The following is a 24,420-nucleotide window of genomic DNA, read 5'->3' as shown; positions in this document are numbered from 1 at the left end:
GGTCTTCTCAATATTAAATAAAAACAATGCCGTGCTTAACTAAGCACGGCCGATAACATCTTAATGTAAACGCCATTCATACACAGGTTTGCCAGTTTGATTAGAGACAGGGCTAAATTCACCTGCACTCACAGGTGCGACCACAGAAATACGCGGCTCTAAGCTTAATAAGCGTTGTAAATCCGTCTCTGAGCCAAATAAATCTAACGAGAAAGTCACAGTATTACCTTGAATATGCGTTAACGTGGCATTTTTAATCGCGCTGAGTTGCTTCAAATATTTTTCAACTTCAACTAATTGCGCCATTTTTTGGATATTAACGAAGGTAACACTCGCACCAAGCTGAGTACCAGTATCGGCAATCGCATACTTAGTAAAATAGTATTCACCTAACGCCGCCATCATAGCGGTAATCGCTTGGGCCGAATTTTCAGCAGTACCGTTGTAACTGAATAACGGTGGCGTCAAAGAATCAATGGTAGCCTTAGTATAAAGATTTAAACGATAACGAACCTGATTCCCGGCGGCATCAATTGCCACTAGCGCCAAAAAGTCAGCTTGATAGCGGCCAGACACACTCGCCACGATGTCGGCAAACATCCCTTTAATATCGTTAGGATTTATACCCATCAACTCATCAAGATCTAAGATAGGCAAGAGTACAGGTATACCGCGGGCATAGGAAAAATCGCTAAAAATCTTACGTTCGGCTAACGCAGATGAGTCACCCAATATCATAGTGTCGCCATCACCAGGCATAGCAACCCAAAATAAGGTCAGCGGGCGTTGAGTTCCCCAAACAGGCAATTGTGCCTGACGCAGTAACGCCACTATGCGGCGGTGCTCAAAACTCGCGGTCAACAGCAATTGGCCATTTTGCTCGATATAACCATACTGGCTCAGCAAGGTATCAGGATTACTGAGCTGAGATTGGATTAGGCTGTTATCGAGGGATCGCGCAGTCCCAGTGTTCTTGATAATGACTTGCTCAAGTGCACTTTTTAAGGCTTTGTCGCGTTCAGCAACTGCGCGCGAAGACACAGGCACATTGGCCTCATCTAATTTACTCACCTCAACAGCATTGACGCTATTAATCGTGAACAGACAATATAGAAATGCAATTAAGCTCGGCTTCAATAGGAATTTCAGCATCTTTGAGTAGTTGAAGTAGCGTCAGATGAGGCAAATTGTACCATAGTTAGCGCCTTAAGCGAGTCTTGCCAAAATTTAGCCCCATTTCCGTGCCTGCCATAGCACAGAAAACCCAAACAGTGATCAACGTCGGCAAAACAGGCGATTTTCTCCTGCTCAAAATCCAACAAACTGTTATCATTTGGCGGTTTACCCTAAATTAACGAGAATAATAAATGAGACGACTCGCTATCCCCCTACAGGGCGCGCAAATGCTATTTGTGGCCTTCGGTGCCCTAGTACTAATGCCGCTACTTACAGGGCTCGACACCAGTGTGGCATTGTTTACCGCAGGTATCGGTACCCTACTCTTCCAATTGATTACTAAACGCCAAGTGCCTATCTTCCTCGCATCTTCCTTCGCCTTTATTGCCCCCATACTTTATGGCGTGCAGACTTGGGGAATTCCATCCACAATGGGCGGCATTATGGCCGCGGGCGTGGTCTACGTCATGCTCGGCGCCTTGGTTAAAGTGCGCGGTACTGACTTTATTCACAGACTATTGCCCCCAGTCGTAGTGGGACCTGTGATCATTATTATCGGCCTTGGCTTAGCCCCCGTGGCAGTGAATATGGCATTAGGCAAGAGTGGTGATGGTAGCTTGACTTTAGTCGCTACAAATACGGCGTTATTTATTTCGCTCGCATCACTTGGTACCACTATCGCGGTGGCGATTTTCGCAAAGGGCCTACTCAAAGTGATGCCGATTTTAGCAGGTATTATAGTAGGTTACAGTTTAAGCCTAGCCTTTGGTATTGTTGATTTTGCAGTCGTGACCGCTGCAAGCTGGATTGCTATTCCTAAATTTGTCGCGCCAGAATTAAACTGGTATGCCATTGCATTTATGATCCCAGTGGCAATCGCCCCTGCGGTAGAACACATAGGTGATATTCTGGCGATATCCAACGTCACGGGTAAAGATTTTATGAAAAAACCCGGCCTGCATCGCACGCTAACGGGTGACGGGATTGCCACAATTGCAGCCGCAGCCTTTGGTGGTCCACCGAACACGACTTACTCAGAAGTGACAGGTGCAGTAACCTTAACCCGAAATTTTGATCCTAAGATCATGACTTGGACTGCCATTACCGCCATCACTTTAGCCTTCGTTGGCAAACTAGGTGCGCTGATGCAAACTATTCCCGTCCCAGTGATGGGCGGTATTATGTGTTTGCTATTTGGTTCCATTGCCGCAGTTGGCCTCAACACCCTTATTCGTAATCATGTGGATTTATCTGAGCCACGTAATTTAAGTATTGTCGGTGTTACCTTAGTCTTTGGTATCGGCGGCATGGCATTTGGCATAGGTTCATTCAGTCTTACTGGTATTAGCTTGTGCGGTATTGTCGCTATTACCATGAACTTACTATTACCCGCGACTAAGCCACACAATAAACACCATGAGTCTGATGTGACGCCTCATTAATTACGGCTTGAAAACACGATCAATTTCGAAGTATGTCATTGAAAAATAACCACTTTATAAAATTGATCGTTTCTTAAGAAACCACCATAAAAAAGCCGCCGTGATATCAATCACGGCGGCTTTTTTATGAAGCAATATTTTTATGAAGTAAGAATTAACTCTTACTCTTCAGTCTTGATCTTAGCGGCAGCCGCTTTGATCAAAGGTTGTAATTCGCCTTTTTGGAACATGTCCACTACGATATCACACCCACCGATCAACTCGCCTTCAATCCACAATTGTGGGAAAGTCGGCCAGTTAGCAAACTTAGGTAATTCTGCGCGAATGTCTGGATGCTGAAGAATATCCACGAATGCAAACTGCTCGCCGCAGTTAATCATGATCTGAGCTACCTGTGACGAGAAGCCACAGCTTGGTAACTTAGGAGAGCCTTTCATATAAACAATGATAGGGTTTTCCGTGATCTGCTGCTTAATTTTCTCTACTGTTTCCATTTTGATTCCTAAGTAGGATGACGTTGACTCAATGCGACTATTGTACGTCAGCTAGACGCAGAACAAAATCCCACAGTTTGTAAGGTTATGTCGACATTTGATTTTTCGATGGCGTCTATCTAGTCAATTAGCTAAACAATGATTCACATCACAAATTTTATCGGTACAATAGTCCCAAGTGAGCACGTTTAAGAAACGATAACCTAAGACCATGGAGAGATACTAATGGCTTTCGAATTACCCGCATTACCATATGCAAAGAACGCACTAGAACCACACATTTCTCAAGAAACCATAGAATACCACTACGGCAAGCACCACAACACTTATGTTGTGAAGCTAAACGGCTTAATCGAAGGAACTGATTTCGCTGGCAAATCTTTAGAAGATATCATCAAAACTTCTACGGGTGGCGTGTTTAACAACGCAGCTCAAGTGTGGAACCACACTTTCTACTGGAACTGCTTAGCCCCTAATGCTGGCGGCGAACCAACAGGCCCAGTTGCTGATGCAATCAATGCCGCTTTCGGTTCATTCGACGCATTCAAAGCGCAATTTACTGATTCAGCAGTAAACAACTTCGGTAGCGCTTGGACATGGTTAGTGAAAAAAGCCGATGGCACTCTTGCTATCGTTAACACTAGCAATGCAGCGACGCCACTGACTGACAGCACAGTAACACCAATCATGACAGTTGACGTGTGGGAACACGCTTACTACATCGATTACCGTAACGTGCGTCCTGACTATCTTGCCCACTTCTGGCAATTAGTTAACTGGGACTTCGTTAACCAAAACTTCGCAGGTTAATTCATTTAACCTAACGTTGTTTACTGCCGAATGAGCAGTGGGTTAATCCCAGTAAAAAGAGCCCTAGTGGCTCTTTTTTTATGCCCCTCGTTTGCCGCCCATCCCTCATCCTACCGATTTATCCTCCGCTAACTACAAGTGCAATAATTGCGTTTGCAACTATTTGTTATTGTTTTTATTTGATATTTTTTTGACACAGATAGTGAGTTTGTGTCTAAGATTAGAGTAGGAGGCTGGCTAGCCAGTTATCCGTTCCATGACATCACTGGCGTTTCAGGGGGTTTATATGGGCATTTTCGAGCATTACCAAAAGCGCTACGAACAAAAACTCGATGAAGAATATTCTTTGCAGGAGTTTCTGGACATCTGCAAGGGAGATCGCAGCGCTTACATGTCAGCATCAGAGCGACTACTGCTTGCAATTGGTGAAGCAGAAGTCATTGATACCGCAAAAAATCCAACACTTAGCCGTATTTTTTCGAATCGACTTATTTCACGCTATCCCGCATTTAAAGATTTCTTCGGCATGGAAGACGCCATAGAGCAAATTGTGGCTTACCTAAAGCACTCGGCTCAAGGATTAGAAGAATCCAAACAAATTCTATACCTACTGGGCCCAGTGGGCGGCGGTAAGTCATCACTCGCCGAAAAACTCAAAGCCCTAATGCAAAAAGTGCCCATTTACATTCTGAGCGCGAATGGAGTCCGCAGCCCAGTCAACGATCACCCCTTCTGCCTGTTTGATGTGGAAGAAGATGGACAGCTGTTAAAAGATGAATTCAACATTCCCAACCGTTATCTGAAAACTATCATGTCGCCTTGGGCGGTAAAACGTCTGCATGAGTTTGGTGGCGATATCTCCAAATTTCGCGTGGTAAAAGTCTTTCCATCCATTCTGGACCAAGTGGCAATAGCGAAAACTGAACCTGGTGATGAAAACAACCAAGATATTTCGTCCCTTGTCGGTAAAGTCGATATTCGGCAACTCGAACATTTCTCCCAAGATGATCCCGATGCTTACGCCTATTCAGGCGCATTGTGCCGTGCAAACCAAGGGGTGATGGAATTCGTCGAGATGTTTAAGGCACCCATTAAAGTGCTGCATCCACTACTGACTGCGACGCAAGAAGGTAACTATAACGGCACAGAAGGCTTATCGGCCTTGCCCTATAGCGGGATTATTCTGGCTCACTCAAACGAGTCCGAGTGGTCAACCTTCAAAAACAACAAAAACAACGAAGCCTTCCTCGACCGTGTTTACATAGTCAAAGTGCCCTACTGTTTACGGGTCTCAGAAGAGCTGCAAATCTATCAAAAACTGCTAATCAACTCTGAGTTATCGAAAGCGCCCTGCGCTCCCGGCACCTTAGAAACCTTAGCGCAATTTAGTGTGTTGTCACGCATCAAGCCGCCTGAAAACTCCTCCATCTACTCTAAGATGCGGGTATATGACGGTGAAAGCCTGAAAGATACCGATCCTAAGGCTAAGTCTTACCAAGAATACCGTGATTACGCAGGTGTCGATGAAGGCATGAATGGACTATCCACCCGTTTCGCCTTTAAGATTTTGTCGCGGGTATTTAACTTCGACCATTCAGAGATCGCCGCCAACCCAGTACATTTATTCTATGTCCTCGAACGACAAATTGAACAAGAACAGTTCCCCGGCGATACCGCCGAACGTTATCTTGAATTCCTAAAAGGTTATTTGATCCCTAAATATGTGGAGTTTATCGGTAAAGAGATTCAAACCGCTTACTTAGAGTCTTACTCTGAATACGGCCAAAATATCTTCGACCGCTATGTTACCTACGCCGATTTTTGGATCCAAGATCAAGAATACCGCGATCCAGAAACAGGTCAGCTATTCGACCGCGCCGCCCTCAATGCTGAACTTGAAAAGATTGAGAAGCCCGCGGGGATCAGCAATCCTAAAGATTTCCGTAATGAAATCGTTAACTTTGTGCTGCGCGCCCGCGCGAACCATGAGGGTAACAATCCGCTCTGGACCAGCTACGAGAAACTTCGCACTGTGATCGAGAAGAAAATGTTCTCCAACACAGAAGATTTACTGCCTGTTATTTCCTTTAACGCCAAAACGTCGAACGACGATCAACGCAAACACGATGATTTCGTCAATCGCATGATGGAGAAAGGCTATACCAAAAAACAAGTCCGACTCTTGTCTGAGTGGTATTTACGAGTTCGTAAATCTTCTTAAACTTGCGCTAACTAAGTACAGGGCTTTGGTGTTGCCAAAGCCTTCGCTGGGTTTTGGGAGGTGCGTATGGCGAACTTTATCGATAGACGGTTGAATGCGAAAGGAAAAAGCACAGTCAACCGCCAACGCTTTATCAATAGATATAAGCAACAAATTAAAAAAGCCGTCAGCGATGCAGTGACTCGTCGCAGCGTAACGGATGTAGATAAAGGCGAAAAAATCAGTATCCCAACACGGGATATCAGTGAACCAATGTTTCACCAAGGCAAAGGCGGTGTCAGGGATAGAGTGCATCCCGGTAATGACCAATTTACCCGTGGCGATAAAATTGACCGACCACCTGGTGGTTCAGGCGGCGGTTCGGGCAAAGGTGAGGCCTCAAACTCGGGTGAAGGCGACGATGACTTTGTGTTCGAAATCTCTAAAGACGAGTATCTAGAGTTATTGTTTGAGGACTTAGAACTCCCCAATCTACAAAAAAATCGCCTCAATAAACTGGTAGAATACCAAATCTACCGTGCTGGGTTCACCAATGATGGCGTCCCCGCTAACATCAATATTGTCCGTTCATTACGTTCATCCCTTGCTCGTCGCATTGCGATGTCGGCCAGTAAAAAGAAACTATTAAAAGAGTTAGAACAAGAACTTGCTGAACTGGAAAATATTCCAGGCACTAGGGCTGAGTTGATTTTGGATTTAAAAGCTCAAATTGAGGAATTAAAACAAAAGATTGCTAGAGTGCCGTTTATCGATACTTTCGATCTGCGCTTTAATAATTATGCGAAACGAGAAATCCCCTCTAGCCAAGCTGTGATGTTCTGTTTAATGGATGTGTCTGGTTCTATGGATCAGGCAACTAAAGATATGGCAAAACGCTTCTATATCTTGCTGTATCTGTTCCTCACTCGTACCTATAAAAATTTAGAAGTGGTTTACATTCGCCACCATACCCAAGCCAAAGAAGTCGATGAACACGAGTTCTTTTACTCCCAAGAAACGGGCGGCACCATAGTGTCCAGTGCATTGAAATTAATGCATGAAATTCAACAAGCACGCTACCCCGCCGATGAATGGAATATCTATGCGGCACAAGCATCCGACGGGGATAACTGGGCCGACGATTCACCTACCTGTAGGCAATTATTAGAACAAAAAATATTGCCACTGGTGCGCTACTACAGCTATATCGAAATCACCAATCGCGCCCATCAAACCCTGTGGCGCGAATATGAATCCCTGCAACAGCATTACGACAACATCGCCGTGCAGCATATACGTCAAGCCGAAGATATTTACCCTGTCTTTAGGGAGCTATTCAAGAAACAAGCGGTTTAAGGGGGCACTATGGGGATAACTAAATCAACATCTTGGACACCACTGAGCGATGGTCCCGACTGGAGCTTCGAGCTACTTCAGGACTACCTCAAGGAAATTGAGCGGGTGGCAGCGCTCTATAAACTCAGCACTTACCCAAATCAAATTGAAGTCATCACAGCAGAACAGATGATGGATGCGTATGCTGGCATAGGCATGCCCATAGGTTACACCCATTGGTCTTTCGGCAAACGTTTTATCGAAACCGAGCAAGGTTACAAACGTGGCCAAATGGGGCTCGCCTATGAAATTGTGATTAACTCTAACCCCTGCATCGCTTACTTAATGGAAGAAAACACCATCACAATGCAGGCGCTGGTGATAGCTCACGCCTGTTTCGGACATAACAGCTTTTTTAAAAACAATTACTTATTTAAGACATGGACAGATGCGAGCTCGATTATTGACTACCTTGTCTTTGCTAAAAACTACATCAGTGACTGCGAGCAAAAATATGGTGTAGAACAAGTCGAAAGCGTCATAGACTCCTGTCATGCGCTAATGAACTATGGTGTCGATCGTTATAAACGTCCCTCTGAAATCTCATTCAGGGAAGAACAAGCAAGACAAAAGGATCGCGAGGCTTACCTTCAAAGCCAAGTAAATGATTTATGGCGCACCATTCCAACCCATCAACATGAGCAGTCTCAATCGAAAAAACGTCGTTTCCCCGCCGAACCGCAGGAAAATATTTTATATTTCATCGAGAAAAACGCTCCTTTGCTTGAACCATGGCAAAGGGAAATAATCCGTATTGTGCGTAAAATGGCGCAATATTTTTATCCGCAAAAACAAACTCAAGTGATGAATGAAGGCTGGGCAACCTTCTGGCATTACACTATCTTGAATCACTTGTACGACGATGGCGTGGTCACTGACCGCTTCATGATCGAGTTTTTGCAAAGCCATACAGGCGTTGTGGCCCAACCCGATTACAACAGTCGTTATTACAGTGGCATCAACCCATACGCCTTAGGTTTTGCTATGTTCACCGATATTCGGCGTATTTGTGAAAATCCAACCGATGAAGATAAAGCTTGGTTTCCCGACATTGCTGGCAGCGATTGGATTGAAACCTTACACTTTGCGATGCAAAACTTTAAAGATGAAAGTTTTATTAGCCAATATCTTTCACCTAAAGTTATCCGCCAATTTAAATTGTTCGGTATCCATGATGATGAGAAACGCAATTATCTTTCGGTATCCGCGATCCACGATGAACGGGGCTATCAAGATATTCGCCAGTTACTATCACGACAATATAACCTGTCTAATATTGAGCCAAATATCCAAGTACATAATGTGGAAATCAACGGTGATCGATCCTTAACCTTACATTATGTGCCAAATAACGATATTCCCTTAGCCAATAGCCATAAAGAAGTATTAAAGCATTTACATCGATTATGGGGTTTCACTGTCACCTTAGAGCAAAAAAATGCAGATGCGAGTATTAGCGTCTTAGCATCCTGCCCTGAAGCCAATAAACCAGAATAATAAGCACAATAAAAAGGCCGTTTCCAATTGAAACGGCCTTTTTGTTTATTTAGCGCTATCTTAACACGATATCACTCACAGAGATTAATGATCTTGAGCAATAGAAGCTGGCATATCTTCGCGTAATTGTAACCACATCTTACCGCTATTCATGCCATAGGTACGCATTAGCGCAGAGACATCGAGGTAATTTTTCGCCTGAGCCAACAGTTCTAATTCTTTGTAAAAGTTCAATGCTAATAAACGCGCATCTGAGCTGGTAAAGTAATAACGACCAACTCGACTATACAAACCTTTAAATCCGTTTAATATCAAAACGTAAAGTGGATTTCCAGACGAAAACGCTAAGGTGTGATGCAGTAAGTAGTCAAATTCAGCATAGGATTCAGCCGTATCTTCAAGCTGGTGAATCTTTGCAAGTACCTCCACAGCGGTATCCGGGTTATAACGCAAAGCACCGCGAAAATAGATAGCACTGACGTTCGTTCTAGCTGACAAGAGTTGGTCAACCAATACCGGAAAACCCTCGGGATTCAAATCAGCAATAGTCTCAAGGATGTTTAAGCCTGAGGTTTCCCAAAAGTTGTTAACCCGTGTTGGTTTGCCATGCTGAATCTTCAACCAACCGTCACGCGCCAAGCGCTGTAGCACCTCACGCAGAGTGGTGCGAGTCACACCAATCAATTCTGAAAGCTCACGTTCAGCCGGTAAAATGGACCCTGGAGGAAATTTGTTTTCCCAAATTGATCTCACAATATACTTCTCTGCAAAACTTGCAGGTCCTTTGGCATTGATAATCATCAGCCCACTTATCCAGTTGTTGTGCGTCGTAATGGTCACTGATCATACCAGAGCGGTAAAAAATGGAAACCATTCACTTAAAATCACTGTGTTATCGCCGTGTAAATGTCACAGAATCGTTCAAAAAAACGACCAAGGTCAATACAGGATGGGCCAATTTTGCCGCTTAGCTCCGCTTTTTGAAATGTCGGTATCAGTAACTCATTACATTAGCTTTCTCTTTAGGCTAGACTCATTTAACTAACGCAGGTATTGATAATAATCACGTGCAATTTTTAACATAATTAGAAGAGAGGCTGCCATGCCGGCGACAATGAGTCAGGCGTTTATTGGGAACTTCTTAGGAAATTCTCCTAAGTGGTACAAAACCGCAATACTGTCATTTTTAATTATCAATCCAATACTCTTTTTCTATGTCGACCCCTTTGTGGCTGGTTGGGTATTGGTTCTTGAATTTATTTTTACCTTAGCAATGGCATTAAAATGCTATCCATTACAGCCTGGCGGATTATTGGCAATTGAAGCCGTCGCGATCGGAATGACATCGGCAAGCCAAGTCTTACATGAAATAGAAGCCAACCTCGAAGTATTATTACTCTTGGTGTTTATGGTCGCTGGTATATATTTCATGAAGCAATTGCTGCTATTTGGCTTCACAAAAATCATTACTAAAGTGCGCTCTAAAATTTTAGTGTCATTAATGTTTTGTTTGGCTTCAGCCTTTTTATCAGCCTTCTTAGATGCGTTAACGGTTATTGCCGTCATTATCGCGGTCGCTGTGGGTTTCTATTCTATTTACCACAAGGTCGCTTCTGGAAAAGATTTCGGCGCCGATCACGATCATACCTCTGAAGGTAAAAATGATGATGGTGAAGATCAGTTAAACGAAGAAGAACTCAGTGCATTCCGTGGTTTCCTACGTAATCTGTTAATGCATGCGGGTGTGGGTACTGCGCTGGGCGGCGTGTGTACTATGGTGGGTGAACCACAAAACCTTATTATCGCCGCGCAAGCAAATTGGCAATTTGGTGAATTCGCCGTGCGTATGTCACCCGTTACTGTTCCAGTATTAATCTCGGGTATCTTAACTTGTTACTTAGTTGAAAAATTTGGCATTTTTGGTTATGGTGCTAAGTTGCCAACGGCCGTTCATCGGATCTTATGTGAATATGCCGCCCATGAAGATGCGCGCCGTACCAATAAAGACAACATGAAGTTAATCGTCCAAGCCTTAGTAGGTGTCTGGTTGATCGCAGGACTTGCATTGCACTTGGCCTCAGTGGGCTTAATTGGTCTTTCTGTGATTATTTTAACCACAGCCTTTAACGGCGTTACCGATGAGCATGCCCTCGGTAAAGCTTTCGAAGAAGCACTGCCTTTTACCGCGTTATTAGCTGTCTTCTTTGCGGTTGTTGGCGTGATTATCGACCAGCACTTATTCGCACCAGTGATCCAATGGGCACTGAGTTATCAAGGCAATACTCAGTTGGTGATTTTCTACATCGCCAACGGATTGCTGTCTATGGTGAGTGATAACGTGTTCGTCGGCACTGTGTACATTAACGAAGTGAAAGCGGCATTGATTAACGGTCAAATCAGCCGTGATCAATTCGACTTGCTGGCCGTTGCGATTAATACTGGAACTAACTTACCTTCGGTTGCCACGCCCAATGGTCAAGCGGCGTTCTTATTCCTACTAACCTCAGCCCTAGCACCACTTATCCGCTTATCCTATGGCAGAATGGTATGGATGGCATTACCTTACACTATCGTGCTCTCTATCGTAGGTGTCATGGCGATTCAAACGGGTTTCTTGGAACAAGCTACCCAATATTTCTATGATTCCCAGATAATCATCCATCACAGCGCTAGTGAAGTTTTAGAGCCGATGACTGGACATTAATCTTCTTTATTGACTGAACTTTATTTAATAAGTAGAGTCCAAAAAACGCCCCATGTCTGAGGGCGTTTTTTGTTGATATGGAGCTCACTTTGACTGTAATGACTCGCTTTGCCCATTCCCGTTCATCTTGGTTTATTCTCGCAGGCACAGCCCTTGGGTTAGAAGCAGCCGCCCTGTATTTTCAATATGTTATGAAACTGGAACCCTGTGTCATGTGTATTTACCAAAGACTCGCTATTTTTGGTTTATTGGCGGCAGGTCTCATTGGCATGACAGCACCCAAATATCGAATAGTCAGGATCTTAGCTGCCGTGCTCTGGGCCATCAGTGCAACTTGGGGATTAAAACTAGCCTTATCGCTCGTAGATATGCAAGCCAACCCATCCCCTTTTTCAACCTGTTCATTCTTACCTGAATTTCCTGCTTGGATGCCATTACACGAATGGTTCCCTGCCATTATGATGCCTACTGGCATGTGTACTGATGTACCTTGGGTCTTTATGGGTGTAACGATGCCCGAATGGATGGTAGTGGCCTTCAGTGGCTTCTTAGTCGCTTGGTTACTCTTTATTGTGCCTGTCCTAAGTGGTTCAAATAAACCATCTCTTTATAAATAACGAGTTTGAGATAAGGCAGGCATAAAACCTGCCTTTTTATTGACGATTGTATTCCACTTATCCTATTCAATCCTCGCAACTTAAACATATGCCAATAGCAAAACAGTGAGAAAGCGCTACACTGGCTCAATGAAAAGTGGTGATTTGGAAACTGGGGATTATGGGAAAAAGTTCGACATCTGAGCCACACACGCCATTAACCCAATGGCAAAACAGTTTGCCATTCAAATTTAGCCTTATTCAGCTCGTCATTGCCGCTATTTTGATTTGTAGTACAGCTTGGGTGATGCTAAGCATTCAACGCCAACAAGTTCTTGATCAGCAAGCCGTGTTAAACCAAAACTATGGCCAGTTGATTATCGCCAAACTGCAAGAAATGACTTCACAGGTTGAAACCGTAGTCGACTCTATTTCCAGTATTGCCAAACTTTACCGCTATGATCATGAGCAACTGGTGAAAACTATTCCCACGTTACTGAAACTCGATAGTCAACAACGCATCATCTCTGGCGGCGGCGTCTGGCCAGAACCCGGCGCGTTTAATCAGCAAAAATTTCGAGATAGCCTGTTTTGGGCACACAATGTAAACGATGAATTAGTCGCCATTGATTCCTATAACAAAGACACGTTCCCAAGCTACCACACCGAAGAATGGTATCGCCCGACGCGCTATTTTCCTGCAGGTAAAATTTTCTGGTCAAAATCTTATTTCGATCCGACAACCCATGAGTCAATGATCACAGCCTCAGGCGCTATGTGGATGGACCATCAGTTTATTGGTGCCGCCACTGTGGATATCAGTTTAGAAAAGCTCAATGTGCTATTACGCAATACTATGATTAATGTCAGAGGCTATGTCATAGCCTTAGATCATCAAAACCAAGTACTCGCCTATCCAGATGCCAATAACGATCTTAAGCATCAAACCAATACCAATCATTCTTTCGTCACCTTCAATCATCTCGCCAGCCAACAGCCAGATTTCAGCCCCGTCGAAGTCGCATTACAGAGTGCAGATAAAGCCTTTATAGAAGCGGCGATTGCCGAGCGCGTTTTTACCCAAGAACAGATGCAGCATCTAACGAGACTAAGTCATCAAAATGAGCGTGACATGTTAGCGGCCATCGTAAATAACAATGCCTTAAATCATTTTACTGCCCCGAAATTACTGACGTCGGTAACTTTGACCCATGATCCAATCCTTAAAACGGCATCCCTCGTTTCGGTATTTCTCATGCCAAATACCTATTGGAAGGTACTTGTCGTCACCCCAATTTCACCGCTGCAAGATACCGCTAAACATTTAATCGAAAAGGTCGGCGTTTATTTAGTCTGTATTCAACTATTAGGCTTAATTCTATTATTCTTACTCCAGCACCGACTATTTATCACCCCCATTATTGAAATCGTCCAAGCCTTAAAACGTAATGATTCCGCCTCTATCGAACTCAAAGCCAATAACAGCCATGACGAAATTGGCTTATTGGCAAAAACATTCCTGTCGCGTACTCGACAGCTTGAAGTGGCAATGGCGAGCTTAGATGCGAGTAATCTGGCACTAGAACAGCAATTGCAGAGCCAAAACCTGTTTCAACTGGAGTTAAAGCGCCATAAAGAACAATTGAGGGCTTTACTTAAATTTTCTCAAAATCTCATCTATATCAAAGATCTTCACGGTAAATATATTCTCGTCAATGACAAATATTGTGAAATCTTAGGTATAGAACGCAGACGCATTATTGGCACCTCTGATTTTGAGATATTTCCCAGCCAATTTGCCCACGAGTATCAACAAAATGATCGACGTGTTCTGCATAATCATGAAGCCATAAACTTCGAAGAAGCTATTCCATCGCCCCTAGGCAATCTTATTTATATCGTGACTAAATTTAAGATCAAAGATGATGACGATACCGTTATTGCAGTCGGTGCTATCGCCTTTGATATCACCTTACAAAAAATTAAAGAGCAAGAACAAGAAAAGTTACTTTTAGGGCAAGTCGAGGCGCTTAATCACCTACAAGAACAAGTTCGCCTCAGTAATCAACATAACCATGAACTCCATCTGCTCCAAGACAAATCAACCCAATTACTTGAGAAGCATCATCAACTCAATCTCAGTCGTGAACAAAGCCAACAGCTAATGCAAAATTTTCTAGCTGAAATGATGACGCAAATTATGCATGAGCAAGATCAGCTACTCGCCAAAGTGTGCCAACTTCAGCCAATAGATAATGCTAACGACCAAAATCAGATTACCGAAATCATGGTGACTCAGGCAGATAAATTGCGACATATTGCCCAGTTATTAACGAATCATCAAAATGACATTCGGCCACTGCATCTCGCACAATTTATGCGCCATCTCTTAGGGTTGCTAAAGGTACAACTAGCTAAAACAAATGTGGAAATAGCGTTAAATTGCGAAGAAAATATCATCATTGATGGCCCTTCTTGGCAATATTTGCAGCTGTTTTATCGTCTAATCACCAACACGTTGAATCATGCATTTAAAGCTCACAATGAACAGCGTGAAATAACCATTAATATCGACAAGTCGAGTGAAGAGTTACACATCAGTATTATCGATAATGGGATAGGTATGACAGAGCCGCAACTCGCACAGTTACGGCAAGAACTAGCGCAAGAACTCTGCCTTGGAACGCTGACCTGTATAAATCTGTGGCTTAAAAATGATCTCAATGGCAGCCTTAGCATCAGTAGCCACTTGAACCAAGGCACACACATTCAATGTCGTTGGCCACTGAGTACAGGTTGAGAACCGCAATAAACAAAGGTGCGTTATTGATCTAACCATGCCTTGGCTTGGCTATGTTCATCGGCGGTAAATACCTTTACCGGACATGGCAGCATGCAGGCTAGCGCATTAACCATAGCATTTGTTTGAGTGGCATTGGCAATCATCACAACCCTTGAAAAATCACTTAAATGAAATAAACCTAATACCGCATCATCCCACAGGGCCCCAACGGATATACCTTCAAATTCAGGGGAAAACTCGTACCAAAGGCGAATACTGGCGTGGTCTTGCAGCTTGGCTTCTATGGCGGGAACCAAATAGCCTTCAACATCCCCATGGTTAACACGGCCAGATGCGACCACAGCCAATATATCATCAGCATGACCCGAAGAAATCGTTAGCATTGAACACTCCTTATCAATACATGAAGGGAAAAATAGTTAAAGCTCATACACTAAAGATACACAGACAATGACATAAATGCGGGAAAGATGGGCTTTTTATTTTAAGCTAACACCATTTAATACATACACATCAGCAATGCAAATAACACTAAAAGGAGCTAATCCACAGCGATGACTCGCATAACCCAGCAACAAAACTTAGTCGCAGAACTCGATGAAAAATGGTGACCATACGAAATAACATGAGGTGAAGCAAAGAGCAGATATTTACCTGACACTCAAGGCTACGACTGCTCGAGCTTAACAATAAGAGTGAGGAAACACATGGTACTCAAACGATGATGATTTACGCCGCTAAAAATTAGTATTAGTCGTGACTTACCTGAAATCACGCATTAATAGATAATCTAATTGCTATTCTGACTAAGCACTCACTTGAAGTTTAGCGATTTCTTGATCGAACAAATTCTTAATCAAACTAGAAAACTCGGTAATAAATAAAGTCTGTGCGGGAGTCGCTTTATGGTTGGCAACTGAAGCTAAAATCTCTTCTAAATCATACACAATTGCATCCACTTCACGGATAATCACATTACGTTGCGTAAAAGACAACGATGGATTTTGGCCACACACCATAATGATCTGTGCCGACAATTGCTCTTCAAATAACTCCATCACAGTATCGTCTGAAACAACCTCTGAACTTGGTGTTTCAAATAAGCCAAGATGTTCAGTTAAATACTGGACCAAATGCATGTAACCATCTTTATCTGTGACCATTTTTTACCCTTTAAACTCATTAACTTAATATCTATTGTGATGCTATTAATAGCACATCAGAAAATATCAAAGAAGCCAAAGGCTCGGCTTCTTATCAAGATCTAGCATACGCCACTTATTTAACTCTAGCCTATCTTCGATAACAGACGTATTGATCTATACCAATCTTATTGAAGTTACTGAGTTAAGGTTAGTATAAATGACACAGGAACAGCTTGACTAATGCTCGATAAACCCGCAATTTCACGTAATTTATCAATCCCAGCAACAAGATCAAACTCATTGGCATTAACAATTACCGGTTGAAAACTGTTCACTAAAAGTTTGTTATCAGAAACTTTAGTGATAATCACCGAAAAAGCCTTAGTTTGCGATTTACCGTGTAACGCAATTTTTCCATCAATATCAAAAACTTTACTCTCACCAACGCCAAGATTTTTTAGTATCTGAGGGTCTACTTGTGATGACAGTTTCAGCTCTGGATACAAAGACACTTCAAATAACAAATTTTGCATCCGCTCATCGCGGACATCAATACCCGTTGCCACACCGATTAGTGGAATTGTTAATTCAAATAGACCGTTATCTTTTAGCGTACCTTTGAGTTGTTTAAAGTGATGGACTTCACCTATATCACCTTTCTTTACCGAAATAAAACTGACTCGCGAATCTTGTTCCATCACTTGCCATTGCGCGGCACAGCTAAAACTGGCCATAGCAGATAAGGCGACAATTCCCATCCATTTTTTCATCGTATCCGTCCTTAAAGAGTGAGTTTAAAGCCATGCCGTAAAGAAAATCGACATCCGCAACAGACTAAAATCCTGCCCAGTTAAACGTGATCAACATCACCTAACTTAAGCTAAAGATACTCTGTTTATCCATTAGCGACCAGTAAACTATGATTCATACGCGCACTAACCATTTATCTAAGCTATTGGCAAAAGCCTGTTTATCTGCTTGAGAAAACGAATCAGGCCCGCCAGTGTGCACGCCAGAACCGCGCAAATCCTCCATAAAATCGCGCATCGTCAGCTTTTGTTTTATGTTATCGACGGTATAAAGCTCGCCACGGGGATTGAGCGCCAAGGCGCCCTTTTCAATGATTAAAGCCGCTAAGGGAATATCCGCGGTGATCACTAAATGCGTCGGTTCAACATGATCGACAATATATTGATCGGCCACATCAAATCCCGCACCGACTCGAATTTGGCTGATATAGGGAGATGGTGGTACGCGGATCATTTGATTAGCCACCAGCACCAGCGGCAGGGCTTTGCGCTCCGCCGCCCGAAACAGGATTTCTTTGATAGGATTGGGACACGCGTCCGCATCAACCCAAATTTTATAATCACTCAATGTCTTTTAACTCTGTAATTAGGTTCACAAGCTCAGTTTTATGCCGAGCTATCGAACTATGCACCGTACTAAGGCGCTAAACGATCGATTTCCCACTCTGCATCATGGCGAGAATAAATAAAACGATCATGCAGCCTATGTTCTCCACCCTGCCAAAATTCGATACTCGAAGGTCTCACTAAGTAACCGCCCCAAAAACTGGGTAAAGGCACATCGCCCTTGGCGAACTTAGCTTTCATTTCGAAGAATTTGCCTTCAAGTACTTGTCTAGCGCTGAGTTTACTCGACTGCTGCGATACCCAAGCAGCAATTTGGCTGTCCTTAGGACGGGTCATAAAGTATTTAAGCACTTCAGCGGTGGACAGTGCCTGCGCTTCACCGAGCACCGATACTTGACGCTCTAGAGGATGCCAAGGGAAATGCAAACTGACTTTATTATTAGCAGCAATTTGCTGTGCTTTGCGGCTGCCAAGGTTAGTAAAAAATACGAAACCTGTGTCATCAAAACGCTTAAGTAATACTATACGTTGAAAAGGTTGGCCGTGCTCATCCACAGTCGCCACACACATAGCGGTGGGATCGCTAAGCTCTGCATCCCTCGCCTGCGTCATCCACAGTTCAAACAAATCCATCGGGTTTTGCGGTAAGTCGGCACGTCTTAAGCCGCCTTTGGCATACTCGCGGCGGATATCACTGAGATCTGTCATAGGGTTTCCTTAAGCAAACGCCAAAAATTCACATGAGTTCAGGGATCAGCACTTCAGCCTGAAGCTGCTGATAGTGGCTAAAACCAATGTTATAACCTTGCTCGGTCGTTAATGAACACCGCCCTAAGCATAAATGGGCAGGAAATCCCTGCGTTGAGTCGTCGGTATTAAAGCGGATTGTGTCCCAACTGACAGGAGCAAACAAGGTTAATAGACGCGCTAATAGATCTTGCGGATACTGCGCTAAATCCAGATTCGTTTCAAAGCTCACATAGGAGCTAGCGCACGCATTGTCGCTTTGAGGCGTAATATGCAAAGTAACATAATATTTGCCCCAGAGACCGTTCATCGAAAAGCCTGACGGATCAAATAAATGGGCGTCAATCTCAAATTCAGGGAGTAAATCGTTAAGTTCGAGTGCAGCGCAAATCTCATCGTTACTCTGCGAGCCGCCATTAAGATAGTCGGCAAATTCGCCACGAATGTGATACATCAACAGCTCACTAGTTTGATCATCCTTTGGTGCTCGATAATCACTGTCAGAGCAGAAAAAATAGTGATGATGGCTGTCGAGATGACCCACTCGAAAGGCTTTACCGGCGATACGTTGGCGCAGTTTGCCAATATCCTCGGCAAAACTCGTGGTTTGCAGATGGGCTTGGTATTCGTTTTTACGCTGATAACTCACCAAGGCCATGGCAGGCACGCCAAGCGCGTCGATAAAATAACAAGCGGCGTCCACTAAGGTACTGTTACCACAGGTGAGCATGACAAATCTGTCATGCCATACAAACAAGCTGGATTCGCTCAAAAGATAGGCATCACAGTCCGCATTACTTAACTGCGACAGTATCTCGGCGTGGGCACAGTTGACTAAGGCAGACCAAAAACTCACATCGAGTTCTCGTAAATTCGGCGCAGACGCCGTCACGATAATCTCGAGTTTTTTTTCTGAACCTTCAAAAAACATCAACCCTTTGACCTCATGATCGTCACTCATCCTTTACTTGATCCTAGAACAACGCGATTTTACACGACTAAAACGGCAATAAAAGTGAAAAATCTGTCCTTATAAAAACAAAAATCAGCCGAGGTTACCCAAGGCTGATTTATTTTAACACGCTAGAAATTAAGAAAAATCTTCTAAATAGGTATAGCCTTTCAGCCCTAGTTGCAATTCTTCTAAAATTTGTGCGCGTTCACCTTCGGCGATATGCAGATTCACTAACTCTTCATAAGTGCGCATAAAGGCCACCGCATCTAAGTTAACGTAACGCAATACGTCAGCAACCGTGTCACCCGCCAATACAGATTCGATGTTAGTCACACCATTATCTTCGATGCGAACCACTGCTGAGTTTGTATCACCAAACAGGTTATGCATATCACCCAAGATTTCTTGGTATGCACCCACAAGGAAGAAACCAATCAGGTATGGGCTATCCGCACTCCATGCTGGCACTGGCAGCGTGGTTTCAATCCCTTGACCATCAACGTATTGATCGACAATACCGTCAGAGTCACAGGTGATATCGAGCATGACAGCACGGCGCTCAGGGGCTTTATCTAGGCCCGATAACGGCAATACTGGGAACACTTGGTCAATACCCCAAGCATCCGGTAATGACTGGAATAATGAGAAGTTAACAAAGAACTTATCGGCTAACTTTTCATTGAGTTCATCAATGATAGGTCTGTGATAACGGTTTTTCGCACTCAATAGCCCTTGCACTTCATGACACACGCGCAGGTTAGCTTGCTCAGCCCACGCACGCTCCGCTAAGGTCAATTGACCTAAAGCGAATAGCGAATGCGCTTCTTGTAAGTCACTTTGGCTATCGTGGTAAATCTCAATCAAAGCACGTTGATCGGCGCGGCCGCTGATCTCAGACCATGAATGCCACATGTTATGCAATAACTGTGGTGAATCTTCCGCTGGCGGTTGAATATCTTCAGGCTGATAAGCTTCAGTACCGATAACATCGGTGATAAGCACAGCATGGTGCGCCGTTAAGTAACGACCCGATTCTGAAATAATACGTGGCATAGGTTGCTCGTATTCATTACAGATGTCAGTCAATACGTTAACTATGTTGTTGGCGTATTCGGTCAGGCCATAGTTCATCGAGTTATTACTTTGGCTACGAGTGCCATCGTAATCCACCGCTAAACCACCACCGACGTCGAAGCAGTTAACGCTTGCGCCTAATTCACGTAATTCACAGTAGAAACGACCCGCTTCACTCACACCTTGGCGAATATCACGGATATTAGCGATTTGCGAACCTAAGTGGAAATGCAGCAATTGCAGCGAATCCAGCATATCGTGTTGCTTAAGTTGCTCTACAACCAACAAAATTTGCGCAGCAGATAAACCGAACTTAGATTTTTCACCGCCGCTCGCCTGCCACTTGCCTTTGCCTTGGAACGCTAAACGTGCACGTAGACCTAAACGCGGTGTCACACCCAGACGTTTAGATTCAGCTAACACCATTTTCAGTTCAGACAGTTTTTCTAAAACGATGTAAACCTTGTGGCCTAACTTTTCACCAATCAGTGCTAAACGGATATATTCATTATCTTTATAACCATTACATACAATGACTGAACTGGCTTTTTGCGCCATGGCTAACACAGCCATCAGCTCAGGCTTACTGCCTGCTTCTAAACCCAGTTGTGGTACTTCTTTTGATGCCTGACTCGCCAGGATCTCTTCCACCACAGTTTGCTGTTGGTTTACTTTAATCGGGTAAACCAGCAAATAGTCCGCCTGATACTCGTACTTCTGTATCGCTTGGTCGAATGCTTGGCACAAACTGTTCACTCTGTGGTGCAGGATCTGCGGAAAACGAACTAGTACAGGTAAAGCGACTCCCGCCTTAACCATGTCTTTGGCTAGCTCATTTAAGCCAATCTTGTAATCAGGATTTTTGGGGTCCGGTGACACAGTCACCTCACCTTGATCGCTAATCCCATAAAAACCTTGGCTCCAGTGAGTAACATTGTACCCAGCACGAGCATCATCAATAGACCAATCATTCATTATTATTTAGCCCGTCTATTAAAAAATGGGTTAAACGGTTATGGCTTAATAGCACAACCGCCCGTTCGACAAACCCAGGCAAAGGGACACCTTACCTGACATACACGAAGGTAGATTTTACCTTCTCCTTAATGCCGCAACGTCACGCTAGTGTAAGTGACATTGCTGCGATTTTCATTAATGGCGCAAGAGACAACGCATCTTAGCGCAATACATCGTATCATATTGAAGGGAAAGCTTATTCCCTTACCTCAGTAAAGCTATCTTTACTTGCCTCGCTTGCATTTATCCTCAGGCTAAAGGGCGCAAATACCGCCAAAAAGCCAAATAAGATCCTGAGTCACATCCTTAAAACATCAAGCTAATAAGTAGCTTAAAGACGTTTGAAAGAGGTTAAGACCTTCAGAAACAGATAACACAAGTAGAAAACGAAAACCGATAACACTGAACTAGCGAAAACGCCAAACCAGCTTATCGCTAGGCAAGATTATTTTAACAGGGGACTATTGGCTTCTTCGCGGCCAGAATTGATGCGGATCAACGTGAGATGCTTAAGGCCAGTATCATCGTATGGTACGACAATCGAGCGTTGGCATTGTGACACTTTTAGGCAAAGTGCAAAAAATGGATGCTTGTGCATTAGCTAATAAAAACCCTCTTAACCCCATGTAATTCGATATGTTGTCAATTACACGGTTAATGACTGGTGAACCATAAAACCTTTATTACTCACGTAATATTTGTAATGTCTGCAACGAGCGGAATCGTTGAACGGCGCAATTAAACCGCGCAATGTCACAGAATGCAAGCAAGAATCTCATTTAATCTTTTACATTAAAATATAATAAACACCTGCTTAACAATCACCCGCCACCCATTGGTTTTAAATAGAGTAATATTAGTTAGTTAACCCATAAACGTCGTACAAGTCTGTTCAATATTTTTTATATCACCTTTGTCACTTTTATTGACATTTACCCCTGCAAATATCCCTGATTTTTGTGTGTCACTCAAGTGATGCACATTTGCCAATATTAAGTGAAGCCAAACAACCAATTATCACGGCGCCAAACCCGCCACAAATCAGTGGTTCCTCCGAGACACAATACGTGGTCAAGCCTGCGCTAAGTGACGACTCACACACGCTAAAATAAAGCTCAAAGACAATAATGCTGCAGTTTCAGCACCGAAGTGTATAATCGCAACCGAATCACATTCCATTATGCACAGAGAGATCCATGGTACAGATAGGTAAAACCTGCAAACTTGAGGTTGTAAAACAAGTCAGCTTTGGCGTGTATTTAAACGCCCACGAATTAGGGCAAGTACTGCTGCCAAACAAAGTCACCCCAAAAGACTGCCAAGTCGGTGATCTGCTTGACGTGTTTCTGTATCTAGATTCTGAAGATATCGTGATTGCTACCACGCGCCGTCCATTGGCACAGGTAGGCGAATTTGCCTATTTAAAAGCCGTTACAACCGGCCCTTATGGCGCCTTTTTAGACTGGGGCTTAGATAAAGATTTATTACTGCCCTTCGGTGAGCAACATAAGCCTATCGAAGAAGGCCGCTCATATCTGGTCTATGTACACGCTAACCGCGCCGATGAACGCATCATGGCCTCATCAAAAATCGATAAGTTCCTCGATAAGACAGAGCCAGGGTACACAGTCGGTGAGCAGGTCGATTTATATATCGGCGGCACCACAGATTTAGGCTACAAAGCCATTATTAATCATGCCCATTGGGGCGTGATTTACGAAAACGAAGTGTTCCAAAAACTGCGTTTCGGCCAAAGACTCAAAGGTTTCATCAAACAAGTGCGCCGCGACGGCAAAATCGATCTTGTGCTGCAACAAGGCAGTAAACAAGAATTAGATAAGCATGCCCACATCATTCTGATCAAACTCAAACAGGCTGGCGGCTTCTTAGCCCTGACCGATAAAACCGATGCTGAAATCATTTACGATCAGCTTGGTATGAGTAAAAAAGCCTTCAAAAAAGCCATAGGTGGCTTATTTAAGAATGGCCAACTGAGCATAGATAATGATGGTTTGCGTTTAACTGAAACAGCAGAATAATCAACTCTATTCAGGACTTAGCGTTAAAATTGTACAGTTTACCGCCACTAAGGCAGAGTTTGACTGACAACTCCTAGGATATTAAGCATGGCTCTGTTATAAACAAAGCCATGCTTTTTTCTTTGGAGCTTATATGGAACTCACGTTACACGAAGCCAGAGTCATCGGATGCCTGCTTGAGAAAGAAATCACCACCCCCGAGCAATATCCACTCTCGCTAAACTCATTGACCTTAGCCTGCAATCAAAAAACCAGCCGCGAGCCCGTACTCGAACTCAGTGAAACCCAAGTGCAAATCGCCGTTGATTCCCTAAATCGGAAACGTTTGATCAGCGAACAGTCGGGATTCGGCAGCCGCGTCGTTAAATACAAGCACAGATTCTGCAATACCGAATTCAGCGAACTTCAACTGTCCCCCGCCGCACTCGCCATCGTCTGTTTGTTGCTATTACGTGGCCCACAAACACCGGGAGAACTTCGGACCCGCAGCAACCGCCTACACGAATTTAAAGACGTGATCGACGTGGAAGATTGCATCCGCCAATTAATGAGCCGTGAAAAGCCCTTCTTAAAACAATTACCCAGAGAAGCTGGTCGCCGTGAATCCCGTTATGTGGAATTATTCTCTGCAGCGTCATCGCACGAAAGTGCTAGTCAATCCCATAGCACAAGTCATCCCTTAGCCCATGTCGCTGTATCTGTAGACGCAGAGCCGCTTGAATTAGTGAACAGAGTGACAGAGCTTGAACAACAAGTCGCCGAACTGACGCAAAAGCTCGATGAATTAATCGCCTCATTGAGCTAATTAGCGATAGATAATGACTGATAAATACCGATGGATAATAAGTGCTATGTGAGCAACATGGCACTTATGGACCAATCCACTGTCTACCCAAGGGTGAGAAACTTAACCGCGCCAAGCACCATAGCCCCTGAACCTAGCGCAAAAA

The 24,420-nt window shown here is 43.8% G+C and carries 21 protein-coding genes; 10 read left to right on the top strand and 11 right to left on the bottom strand.

The window, feature by feature from the left end:
- Positions 1-60: 60 nt before the first annotated feature.
- Entirely contained in the window at positions 61-1,152 is a 1,092-nt protein-coding gene (locus L5M49_RS00460; protein WP_105252829.1) for a DUF2066 domain-containing protein, read from the bottom strand.
- A gap of 215 nt (positions 1,153-1,367) precedes the next feature.
- Here L5M49_RS00460 and L5M49_RS00455 point away from each other — a divergent pair, with 215 nt between their 5' ends.
- Entirely contained in the window at positions 1,368-2,618 is a 1,251-nt protein-coding gene (locus L5M49_RS00455) for a uracil-xanthine permease family protein (protein WP_028760316.1), read from the top strand.
- 161 nt (positions 2,619-2,779) lie between these two features.
- Here the strand turns inward: L5M49_RS00455 and grxD are convergent, their stop codons facing one another.
- Positions 2,780-3,112 carry a Grx4 family monothiol glutaredoxin gene (grxD, locus tag L5M49_RS00450; RefSeq protein ID WP_011846572.1) on the bottom strand — a complete coding sequence of 111 codons (333 nt, stop codon included), beginning with the start codon at positions 3,110-3,112 and terminating at the stop codon, positions 2,780-2,782.
- A 225-nt stretch (positions 3,113-3,337) separates the two neighbouring features.
- On the opposite strand from grxD, the gene sodB reads away from it, so the two are divergent.
- The 4 genes from sodB (at position 3,338) to L5M49_RS00430 (ending at position 9,014) form a co-directional block, all read left to right on the top strand.
- Positions 3,338-3,922, top strand: a complete 585-nt coding sequence (sodB, locus tag L5M49_RS00445; RefSeq protein WP_028760317.1) for a superoxide dismutase [Fe] — start codon at positions 3,338-3,340, stop codon at positions 3,920-3,922.
- A 286-nt stretch (positions 3,923-4,208) separates the two neighbouring features.
- On the top strand, positions 4,209-6,143 hold the full coding sequence (locus L5M49_RS00440; protein ID WP_131523897.1) for a PrkA family serine protein kinase: 1,935 nt from the start codon (positions 4,209-4,211) through the stop codon (positions 6,141-6,143).
- A gap of 66 nt (positions 6,144-6,209) precedes the next feature.
- Positions 6,210-7,478 carry a YeaH/YhbH family protein gene (locus tag L5M49_RS00435; protein WP_263265240.1) on the top strand — a complete coding sequence of 423 codons (1,269 nt, stop codon included), beginning with the start codon at positions 6,210-6,212 and terminating at the stop codon, positions 7,476-7,478.
- 9 nt (positions 7,479-7,487) lie between these two features.
- Positions 7,488-9,014: a SpoVR family protein gene (locus L5M49_RS00430; RefSeq protein ID WP_263235434.1), complete on the top strand. Its 1,527-nt coding sequence runs from the start codon at positions 7,488-7,490 to the stop codon at positions 9,012-9,014.
- Positions 9,015-9,098: 84 nt separating this feature from the next.
- Here L5M49_RS00430 and fadR read toward each other — a convergent pair whose 3' ends face one another.
- Positions 9,099-9,815: a fatty acid metabolism transcriptional regulator FadR gene (gene fadR, locus L5M49_RS00425; RefSeq protein ID WP_028760321.1), complete on the bottom strand. Its 717-nt coding sequence runs from the start codon at positions 9,813-9,815 to the stop codon at positions 9,099-9,101.
- Between the two features lie 301 nt (positions 9,816-10,116).
- On the opposite strand from fadR, the gene nhaB reads away from it, so the two are divergent.
- From nhaB to L5M49_RS00410, 3 genes are all read left to right on the top strand, one after another.
- Positions 10,117-11,718: a sodium/proton antiporter NhaB gene (gene nhaB / locus L5M49_RS00420; protein ID WP_028760322.1), complete on the top strand. Its 1,602-nt coding sequence runs from the start codon at positions 10,117-10,119 to the stop codon at positions 11,716-11,718.
- An 89-nt stretch (positions 11,719-11,807) separates the two neighbouring features.
- Positions 11,808-12,335: a disulfide bond formation protein DsbB gene (gene dsbB, locus L5M49_RS00415; protein WP_263265239.1), complete on the top strand. Its 528-nt coding sequence runs from the start codon at positions 11,808-11,810 to the stop codon at positions 12,333-12,335.
- 160 nt (positions 12,336-12,495) lie between these two features.
- The gene (locus L5M49_RS00410; protein ID WP_263265238.1) at positions 12,496-15,114 is read left to right on the top strand and encodes a PAS domain-containing protein; all 2,619 of its coding nucleotides are present in this window, start codon (positions 12,496-12,498) and stop codon (positions 15,112-15,114) included.
- A gap of 23 nt (positions 15,115-15,137) precedes the next feature.
- Here the strand turns inward: L5M49_RS00410 and L5M49_RS00405 are convergent, their stop codons facing one another.
- The 8 genes from L5M49_RS00405 to L5M49_RS00370 all read right to left on the bottom strand — a co-directional run bounded on the left by L5M49_RS00405 (position 15,138) and on the right by L5M49_RS00370 (position 22,029).
- Positions 15,138-15,500 carry an STAS/SEC14 domain-containing protein gene (locus L5M49_RS00405; RefSeq protein WP_028760325.1) on the bottom strand — a complete coding sequence of 121 codons (363 nt, stop codon included), beginning with the start codon at positions 15,498-15,500 and terminating at the stop codon, positions 15,138-15,140.
- Positions 15,501-15,923: 423 nt separating this feature from the next.
- Positions 15,924-16,280: a DUF3802 family protein gene (locus L5M49_RS00400; protein ID WP_113938764.1), complete on the bottom strand. Its 357-nt coding sequence runs from the start codon at positions 16,278-16,280 to the stop codon at positions 15,924-15,926.
- 176 nt (positions 16,281-16,456) lie between these two features.
- Positions 16,457-17,032 (bottom strand): YceI family protein, encoded by a 576-nt coding sequence (locus tag L5M49_RS00395; RefSeq protein WP_263235441.1) that lies wholly within the window; start codon positions 17,030-17,032, stop codon positions 16,457-16,459.
- A 154-nt stretch (positions 17,033-17,186) separates the two neighbouring features.
- The gene (locus L5M49_RS00390; RefSeq protein WP_006081277.1) at positions 17,187-17,639 is read right to left on the bottom strand and encodes a YaiI/YqxD family protein; all 453 of its coding nucleotides are present in this window, start codon (positions 17,637-17,639) and stop codon (positions 17,187-17,189) included.
- 68 nt (positions 17,640-17,707) lie between these two features.
- A complete protein-coding gene (gene pdxH / locus L5M49_RS00385; protein WP_131523902.1) occupies positions 17,708-18,346 on the bottom strand; it encodes a pyridoxamine 5'-phosphate oxidase in 639 nt (212 codons plus the stop codon).
- 28 nt (positions 18,347-18,374) lie between these two features.
- A complete protein-coding gene (locus tag L5M49_RS00380; RefSeq protein ID WP_263235651.1) occupies positions 18,375-19,316 on the bottom strand; it encodes an S-adenosylmethionine decarboxylase proenzyme in 942 nt (313 codons plus the stop codon).
- 159 nt (positions 19,317-19,475) lie between these two features.
- Positions 19,476-21,389 carry a biosynthetic arginine decarboxylase gene (speA, locus tag L5M49_RS00375; protein WP_028760330.1) on the bottom strand — a complete coding sequence of 638 codons (1,914 nt, stop codon included), beginning with the start codon at positions 21,387-21,389 and terminating at the stop codon, positions 19,476-19,478.
- A gap of 487 nt (positions 21,390-21,876) precedes the next feature.
- Positions 21,877-22,029 carry a hypothetical protein gene (locus L5M49_RS00370; protein ID WP_011846564.1) on the bottom strand — a complete coding sequence of 51 codons (153 nt, stop codon included), beginning with the start codon at positions 22,027-22,029 and terminating at the stop codon, positions 21,877-21,879.
- A 598-nt stretch (positions 22,030-22,627) separates the two neighbouring features.
- Here L5M49_RS00370 and L5M49_RS00365 point away from each other — a divergent pair.
- Together L5M49_RS00365 and L5M49_RS00360 are read left to right on the top strand one after the other, a co-directional pair.
- On the top strand, positions 22,628-23,470 hold the full coding sequence (locus L5M49_RS00365; RefSeq protein WP_263235443.1) for a S1 RNA-binding domain-containing protein: 843 nt from the start codon (positions 22,628-22,630) through the stop codon (positions 23,468-23,470).
- A 133-nt stretch (positions 23,471-23,603) separates the two neighbouring features.
- The gene (locus L5M49_RS00360) at positions 23,604-24,275 is read left to right on the top strand and encodes a YceH family protein (protein ID WP_263138240.1); all 672 of its coding nucleotides are present in this window, start codon (positions 23,604-23,606) and stop codon (positions 24,273-24,275) included.
- The last annotated feature ends 145 nt before the right edge of the window (positions 24,276-24,420 follow it).

It is taken from the genome of Shewanella sp. SM74, assembly GCF_025653725.1.
GTDB classification, from domain to species: Bacteria; Pseudomonadota; Gammaproteobacteria; order Enterobacterales; family Shewanellaceae; genus Shewanella; species Shewanella oncorhynchi.
Note: the sequence above shows the minus strand (reverse complement) of the source record. Positions and strands in the feature narration are given on the sequence as shown.

Excerpts from the sequence above, each read along its gene's own strand:
- nhaB (WP_028760322.1), top strand. The coding sequence starts at position 10,117 with ATGCCGGCGACAATGAGTCAGGCGTTTATTGGGAACTTCTTAGGAAAT.
- grxD (WP_011846572.1), bottom strand. The coding sequence starts at position 3,112 with ATGGAAACAGTAGAGAAAATTAAGCAGCAGATCACGGAAAACCCTATC.
- L5M49_RS00435 (WP_263265240.1), top strand. The coding sequence starts at position 6,210 with ATGGCGAACTTTATCGATAGACGGTTGAATGCGAAAGGAAAAAGCACA.
- L5M49_RS00430 (WP_263235434.1), top strand. The coding sequence starts at position 7,488 with ATGGGGATAACTAAATCAACATCTTGGACACCACTGAGCGATGGTCCC.
- speA (WP_028760330.1), bottom strand. The coding sequence starts at position 21,389 with ATGAATGATTGGTCTATTGATGATGCTCGTGCTGGGTACAATGTTACT.
- L5M49_RS00440 (WP_131523897.1), top strand. The coding sequence starts at position 4,209 with ATGGGCATTTTCGAGCATTACCAAAAGCGCTACGAACAAAAACTCGAT.
- L5M49_RS00405 (WP_028760325.1), bottom strand. The coding sequence starts at position 15,500 with ATGCTAACGATTTCTTCGGGTCATGCTGATGATATATTGGCTGTGGTC.
- L5M49_RS00360 (WP_263138240.1), top strand. The coding sequence starts at position 23,604 with ATGGAACTCACGTTACACGAAGCCAGAGTCATCGGATGCCTGCTTGAG.
- L5M49_RS00370 (WP_011846564.1), bottom strand. The coding sequence starts at position 22,029 with ATGCACAAGCATCCATTTTTTGCACTTTGCCTAAAAGTGTCACAATGC.
- L5M49_RS00410 (WP_263265238.1), top strand. The coding sequence starts at position 12,496 with ATGGGAAAAAGTTCGACATCTGAGCCACACACGCCATTAACCCAATGG.
- L5M49_RS00380 (WP_263235651.1), bottom strand. The coding sequence starts at position 19,316 with ATGTTTTTTGAAGGTTCAGAAAAAAAACTCGAGATTATCGTGACGGCG.
- pdxH (WP_131523902.1), bottom strand. The coding sequence starts at position 18,346 with ATGACAGATCTCAGTGATATCCGCCGCGAGTATGCCAAAGGCGGCTTA.
- L5M49_RS00400 (WP_113938764.1), bottom strand. The coding sequence starts at position 16,280 with ATGGTCACAGATAAAGATGGTTACATGCATTTGGTCCAGTATTTAACT.
- fadR (WP_028760321.1), bottom strand. The coding sequence starts at position 9,815 with ATGATTATCAATGCCAAAGGACCTGCAAGTTTTGCAGAGAAGTATATT.
- sodB (WP_028760317.1), top strand. The coding sequence starts at position 3,338 with ATGGCTTTCGAATTACCCGCATTACCATATGCAAAGAACGCACTAGAA.
- L5M49_RS00395 (WP_263235441.1), bottom strand. The coding sequence starts at position 17,032 with ATGAAAAAATGGATGGGAATTGTCGCCTTATCTGCTATGGCCAGTTTT.
- L5M49_RS00365 (WP_263235443.1), top strand. The coding sequence starts at position 22,628 with ATGGTACAGATAGGTAAAACCTGCAAACTTGAGGTTGTAAAACAAGTC.
- L5M49_RS00455 (WP_028760316.1), top strand. The coding sequence starts at position 1,368 with ATGAGACGACTCGCTATCCCCCTACAGGGCGCGCAAATGCTATTTGTG.
- L5M49_RS00460 (WP_105252829.1), bottom strand. The coding sequence starts at position 1,152 with ATGCTGAAATTCCTATTGAAGCCGAGCTTAATTGCATTTCTATATTGT.